Below are 5736 nucleotides of genomic sequence, written 5' to 3'. Positions count from 1 at the left end.
TGATCCTCAACAACACCCACGACCCGGCCACCCCGATGGCCGGAGCGAAGAAACTCGCCTCGCTCTCCCCCGGCTCCCGACTGGTCACCGTCGACGCCTGGGGACACGTCGGCATCGACAAGAGCGCCTGCGCTGCCAAAGCCGTCGAGAACTACATGTTGAACGGCAAACTCCCCGCCGAGAACACCACCTGCAAGGCCGACAAGCCGCTCTTCCCCGAGAAGAAGTGACCCTGCCGACCGTCTGACCGTGGATGGCCTTTCCTCAGGGGGAAGGCCATCCACGGCCGTATCCGGCCCCTTGTCCGCCGACTCCACGGAGGTACTCATGCGCACCACCCTGGCCGTCCTGGCCACCTCGGCCCTCGCGCTGGCGACGATCCCCGCCGCCCACGCCGCCCCGATCGCCGCCGCACCACCGACCACCCACCCAGCGGCCGCCCCCGCCAAGGGGCCCGACATGTCCAAGGTGAAGACCCCCACCCTCACCTGGGCGCCCTGCGAGAACGACAAAGCCCTCCAGTGCGCCGTCGCCCTGCTCCCCCTCGACTACGCCAAACCGGACGGGCCCAAGATCAAGGTCGCCGTCACCAAGAAACCCGCCACCGGCAAAGACCGTCGAGGAAGCCTCTTCCTCAACCCCGGCGGCCCCGGGCAGAGCTCCTCCGAGAAGTTGCCCCGACTGGCCAAGGTGCTCGGAGCGAAAGTCGCCGGCCACTTCGACGTCATCGGCATCGACCCCCGCGGCATCGCCCCCACCGCGCAGGCCCGCTGCTGGAGCAAGACCGCCGAACCACCGAGCAACAAGTCCAAGTACCCCTCGGAGCCGGCCCAGCAGAAGATCCACATCGCCCACGACGACTACGAACGCGTCGCCTGCGACAAGACCGGCCGTCCGATCATCGACCACATGTCCACCGCGCAGACCGCCCGCGACATGGAAATGATCCGCCGAGCCATCGGCGACAAACAACTCAACTACTACGGCGTCTCCTACGGCACCTACCTCGGCGCGACCTACGCCGCACTCTTCCCCAACACCGTCGGCCGGATGACCATGGACAGCGTCGTCGACCCCGTCGCCTGGGCCACCGGCAAGGACGGTCAGGGTCAGAAAGTCCCGGTCACCGCCCGGATCCACTCGGCCGAAGGCTCCGTCGAGGCGCTCCACGCCGCTTTCGCCGAGTGCAAGAAGGCCGGGCCGAAGCGCTGCCCGCAAGGCCCCACCATCGAGCAGGCCTGGAAGGAGAGCCAGGAGATCCTCAAGAAGGGCCCGTTCAAGCACGGCGGTGAGCAGATCCACTTCGGCGACCTCATCCACAATGCGGCCACCGCCATGTACGACAACGAGTCCTACCCCCGGTTGATGGAGTCGATCCACGAGACGTGGAAGGCCCTCACCGAGAAGAAGAAACCGACGGTCACCCTCAAGAAGACCGCCGAGGACGCCCAGAAGAAAGCCATCGCGCCCCAACTCTTCGCCGCCCCCGGTGCCGAGAAACCCATCGAACCCAGCCTGGCACCGCCCGCCGGAGTGGCCTGGACCGACACCTTCCGGCTGGCCGGGGTGATGTGCTCCGACACGGTCAACCCGAAGGATCCGCAGGCCTGGGTCCGTTTCGGTGCCACCCCCGCCGCTCAGAAGAACCCCTTCCTGCCGTCCTGGGGTTGGGCTTCGTCGCTGTGCGCGGGATGGCCGGGTCAGGACAAGAACGTCTACCGCGGACCGTTCAACGTCAAGCCCGCCAACCCGCTGCTCATCGTCAACAACGCCCACGACCCGGCGACCCCGATGGCCGGGGCGAAGGCCCTGGCCGCGCTCTCCCCCGGTTCGCGCCTGCTGACCGTCGACGCCTTCGGACACATGAGCGCGGACAAGAGTGCCTGCGCCGCCAAAGCCATCGAGAACTACCTGGTGGACGGCAAGCTGCCCGCAGCAGGAACCACCTGCAAGGCCGATACCCCGCTGTTCCCCGACAAGTGAGCCCCGGCGACCCCGTGCTGCTTCACCGGTGCTGCTGACACGTGGTCCCGGCGGCCTACCGGCCGCCGGGACCACGAAGGTATAACCCCGCACCATAGATGATCTTCTTCCCCATGTAGGCTCGTGCGAGCTACACCCCAGGCCCCCTCTCCCCTTCCTGCCGAGACCTCACCCTCCTCGGCACATTCCACGGAGGAGCCTTTTTTCGTGCGTACCAGCATTGCCGTTCTGGCGACCTCAGCCGTCGCTCTCGCCTTGATACCCACCGCCCAGGCGGCCCCCTTCCCGGCAGAGGAGCCGGTGGCCCAGAAAACCGCCGCCCCCGCCAAGGGGCCCGACATGTCCAAGGTGAAGACCCCCGCCCTCACCTGGGCCCCCTGTAAAAACGACAAGGAGATGCAGTGCGCCACAGCACTGCTCCCCCTCGACTACTCCAATCCCGACGGCCCCAAGATCGAGATCGGCGTCGCCAAGAAAGCCGCCACCCCGCAGGGAGCGAAAGGCACCAAGGGCGGCACCGCCAAGAAAGGCTCCATCTTCGTCAACCCCGGCGGCCCCGGAGCCAGTTCCACCGAGGTGACGAAGGCCTTCGTGCCCCTCCTCGGCCCGCGCACCCACACCGAGTACGACATCATCGGCGTCGACCCCCGCGGGGTCGGCAACAGCTCGGAAGCCCGCTGCTGGAGCAAGAAGGACAAGCCCGCCCCGGTCAGCGGTAAGTTCCCGGTCGGCGCAGAACAGCAGAAACGGCAGCTCGCCCACGACGAATACCAGCGGATCGCCTGCGACAAGACCGGCCGCCCGATCATCGACCACATGTCCACCGCGCAGACCGCCCGCGACATGGAGATGATCCGCCGAGCCGTCGGCGACAAACAGCTCAACTACTACGGCGTCTCCTACGGCTCCTACCTGGGAACCACCTATGCCGCGCTCTTCCCGCAGACCGCCGGTCGGATGATCGTCGACAGCGTCCTGGACCCCATCGCGTGGACCACCGGACGCAAGGGCAAGGAGAACATGGCCGTCTCGGCCCGGGTCGGCTCGGCCGAAGGCGCCGTGGAAGCGCTCAACGCCGCCTTCGCCGAGTGCAAGAAGGCCGGACCGGAGCGCTGCAAGCACGCCAATGTCATCGAGAAGGCGTGGAAGGAAACCCTCGAGGCGCTGAAGAAGGCCCCGGTCACCAAGGGGAAGAAGACCTACACCTACAGCGACCTCATCGCTGAGACCTCTTCCACCATGTACCGCGCCGACTCCTACGGCAAGCTCATGGACTCCATCCACGAGGCCTGGCAGGCCGTCACGGTCAAGAAGGTCCCGCCGACCGAGCTGAAGAAGGCCGCCAAGGAGGCCCGCAAGGAAAGCGTCGCCAAGCCGCTGGCCGACCAGGCCATCACGGAGAAGATGGACTCCGCCATGCGGGAGGACCTCCAGGCCCACCAGCTGCCCGTCCCGGAGAAGAAACCCGCGGAGAAGCCGGTCTTCCCCGGGGTGCCGGCACCGAAGGACGCCAAGTGGCACGAGGCGATCGGCGCGAACGGGGTCATGTGCTCCGACACGGTCAACCCCCAGGACCCGCAGCACTGGTTGAAGTTCGCCAACACGCCTGAAGCCCAGAAGAACCCCTTCCTGGACTACTGGTCGTGGGCGGCCTCGGCGTGCGCGAAGTGGCCGGGCAAGGACAAGAACGTCTACCGCGGACCGTTCAACGTCAAAGCGGCCAACCCCATGCTGGTCATCAACAACACCCACGACCCGTCGACCCCGCTGCCCGGCGCCAAGAAACTGGCCTCGGTACTCCCCGACTCGCGACTGCTGGTCGTCGACGGATGGGGCCACGGAAGCAGCGTCGTGAGCTCCTGCGCCCGCGAAGCCATCCAGAGCTACCTGGTCGACGGCAAGCTGCCGGCCAAGGGAGCCAGCTGCAAGGCCGATAAGCCGTTGTTCCCCGCGACGAAGGCGAAGGACAAGGCGAAGGACAAAACCAAGTGATCCTGCGGGGCGTCCCTCTCGGTGACGTCCCGGACGGGTCGTCCTCGCCGTGCCGTTCGCGGCACCGCTAGGACACGGTGGGGTGCTCTCCCGGTCGCGGAAGGGCACCCCATCGCATGCCAATCTGACACCCAGGCACTCTCAGCCACAACGGAATTGGCCGACCCTGCCGCCCTTCCTGCCGGTACCGCCCCACACACTTCGACTTCTTCCACGGAGGAGTTCCTTTCGTGCGCACCACCATCGCCATGGTGGCCACCTCGGCCATCGCCCTCACCCTGATCCCCGCCGCAGCACATTCCGCCCCGGCCCGTAGCGACGAAACCGTCGAACAGAAGACCACCGCCCCCACCAGCGGACCGGACATGTCGAAGGTGAAGGCCCCCCAACTCACCTGGGCCCCCTGCGAGAAGAAGAGATTTCTTCTGTGCGCCACCGCACTACTCCCACTCGACTACTCCGCACCGGACGGCCCCAAGATCGAGATCGGCCTGACGAAGATGGCCGCCCCGGAACAGACCACCGCAGGACGAACCAAGAAGGGAACCGTCTTCGTCAATCCCGGCGGCCCCGGAGCCAGCTCGACCCAGGCAGTGATGCAGCTCGGACCGCTCCTGGGAGAAAAGACCACCGCCGAGTACGACGTCATCGGGATCGACCCGCGCGGCATCGGCTCCAGCTCGGAAGCCCGCTGCTGGAGCCGAGAGAAGAAGCCCACCCCGATCAAGGGCAAGTTCCCGGTCAGCGCAGAAGAACAGAAACTCCACCTCGCCCAGGACGAATACCGGCGGATCGCCTGCGACAAGACCGGCCGGCGCATCATCGACCACATGTCCACCGCGCAGACCGCCCGCGACATGGAGATGATCCGCCGAGCCATCGGCGACAAACAACTCAACTACTACGGCGTCTCCTACGGCACCTACCTCGGCGCGACCTACGCCGCACTCTTCCCCAACACCGTCGGCCGGATGACCATGGACAGCGTCGTCGACCCCGTCGCCTGGGCCACCGGACGCAAGGGCCAGGAGAACCGACCGGTGACCGCCCGGGTCGGCTCACCCGAAGGCGCCAAGGAAGCCCTCGACGCCGCCTTCGCCGAGTGCAAGAAGGCCGGACCGGACCGCTGCAAGCACGGCGCCGTCATCGAGAAGGCGTGGACGGAAACCCTCGAGGCGCTGAAGAAGGCCCCGGTCACCCAAGGCTCGAAGACCTACACGTACAGCGATTTCGTCGCCGACACGACCACCGCCATGTACCGGGCTGCTTCCTACCGGAAACTGATGGATTCCATCCACCAGGCCTGGCAGGCGGTGACCGTGACGAAAGCCCCACCCACCGCGCTGAAGGAGACGGCCCAGGAGGCCCGCAAGGAGGCACGCAAGGAGGCCGTCGCCACCCCGCTGGCCGAGCAGGCCGCCACGGAGAAGATGGACCCGGAGCTGAAAGAAGCCGCACCGGAGAAACTGGCCGTCCCGGAGAAACAGAAACCTGCCGAAGGGAAACCCGTAGCTCCCGGCGTGCCGGTACCGGAAGACCGGGCATGGACCGACGCCGTCGGAGCAGACGGAGTCATGTGCTCCGACACCGTCAACCCCCAGAACCCTCAGGACTGGCCCAAACTCACCACTTCTGCCGAAGCCCAGAAGAATCCGTTCCTCGGATATTGGACGTGGGCGTCATCCGGCTGCGCCCGATGGCCCGGCAAGGACAAGAACGTCTACCGCGGACCGTTCAACGTCAAGCCCGCCAACCCGCTGC

4 protein-coding genes are annotated in these 5736 nt (G+C 66.7%); all 4 read left to right on the top strand.

The features are described 5' to 3' along the window. Positions 1–230: alpha/beta hydrolase (locus tag AUCHE_RS06635; protein ID WP_006502514.1), on the top strand; the 230-nt coding region annotated here is incomplete at its 5' end. 97 nt (positions 231–327) lie between these two features. Then, the gene (locus AUCHE_RS06630; protein ID WP_006502513.1) at positions 328–1983 is read left to right on the top strand and encodes an alpha/beta hydrolase; all 1656 of its coding nucleotides are present in this window, start codon (positions 328–330) and stop codon (positions 1981–1983) included. Between the two features lie 207 nt (positions 1984–2190). Continuing rightward, entirely contained in the window at positions 2191–3975 is a 1785-nt protein-coding gene (locus AUCHE_RS06625) for an alpha/beta hydrolase (RefSeq protein WP_006502512.1), read from the top strand. 230 nt (positions 3976–4205) lie between these two features. Then, positions 4206–5736: alpha/beta fold hydrolase (locus tag AUCHE_RS06620; RefSeq protein WP_006502511.1), on the top strand; the 1531-nt coding region annotated here is incomplete at its 3' end.

The sequence above is a fragment of the Austwickia chelonae NBRC 105200 genome, from assembly GCF_000298175.1.
GTDB classification, from domain to species: domain Bacteria; phylum Actinomycetota; class Actinomycetes; order Actinomycetales; family Dermatophilaceae; genus Austwickia; species Austwickia chelonae.
Note: the sequence above shows the minus strand (reverse complement) of the source record. Positions and strands in the feature narration are given on the sequence as shown.